At 62.2% G+C, this 1,073-nt stretch carries 2 protein-coding genes; both read right to left on the reverse strand.

Translation table 11 applies throughout. The annotated features are described in order from the left end of the window. The coding region (locus tag E4K65_RS46705; protein ID WP_135179764.1) for an IS110 family transposase at positions 1-379 on the reverse strand (379 nt) is incomplete at its 3' end. Positions 380-663: 284 nt separating this feature from the next. Continuing rightward, positions 664-1,073, reverse strand: a 410-nt coding sequence (locus E4K65_RS46710) for an IS110 family RNA-guided transposase (protein WP_135178343.1), incomplete at its 5' end; no start/stop codon positions are given.

Genomic DNA, 1,073 nt, shown 5'->3' on the forward strand with positions numbered 1-1,073 from the left:
GCCGGCGAATGCGGTGGACGGCCTGTACCGCCAGCTGATCGGTTGATTTCGGTGGTACGAAGCGCATGGACGGACGGCCGACCGCTTCGCAAATGGCTTCCGCATCGTTCTGGTCGTTCTTGTTCGACTTGACGTATGGCGTCACGAACTGAGGGCTGATCAGTCGGACCTGATGGCCAAGCTCCGTGAGCACGCGAGCCCAATAGTGTGCCCCGTTGGAAGCCTCCATGCCGACCAGGCAGGCCGGTAAATTGGCGAAAAAGCCGGCCACCGCATCGCGACGCAACCTCTTTCGCACGACGACTTTCCCGTGGTTGTCGACGCCGTGAACTTCGAAGACATACTTCGCCAGATCTAGACCTATGCGAACGACCTGCATGACATCCTCCTTCACTGCAGTTGACGTTCGAGATTCCACCGCAGCAAGGGCGGGGTCCATACCATTGGCTCCCGGTTGGCAAGGAGAATCTTCACTTTGCGGCGTTGGTGGAGCGGCCATGTGTTCGGCCTGCTAGCGCGGTTCACGTGACCGCTGGCCATAATGCCCTCCGCGGATCAGGGCCTATGTGGGTTGTCCTGATCGCCGGATCGACCGGCGCTGCATTAGTGCTGTTCGCCCTTCCAACCGTTACGTCACACCCGAATGTCCGGCTGTGATCTCGTTCACGCCGTGAGAGCGGCGGGTTCCCTGTAGCGTTCGTTCCTGGCCATCATCGCCCATGCCATCCTGGCGAGCTTGTTGGCGAGCGCGATCGCGGCGACCTTGGTGGGACGCCGCGCCAACAACGCTGTGAGCCAGGGCCGATGCCGCGCACCATGGATCTTGGCATAGCGGATCACGGCGAGTGCACCTGCCGTGAACAGGCTGCGTAGGTAGCGATCGCCTTGCTTACTGATGCTGCCAAGCCTGTCCTTGCCCCCACTGGAGTTCTGCTTCGGCACGAGCCCGACCCAGGCCGAGAAGTCCCGCCCCGATCGGAAGGCCTTGGCATCGGCAACGCTCGCGACTAGCGCCGTTGCCAGCGCTGGACCGACGCCAGGGATCGCATCCAGTCGCTTGCTCGTCGCGTTTG

The organism is Bradyrhizobium niftali (assembly GCF_004571025.1).
GTDB classification, from domain to species: Bacteria; Pseudomonadota; Alphaproteobacteria; order Rhizobiales; family Xanthobacteraceae; genus Bradyrhizobium; species Bradyrhizobium niftali.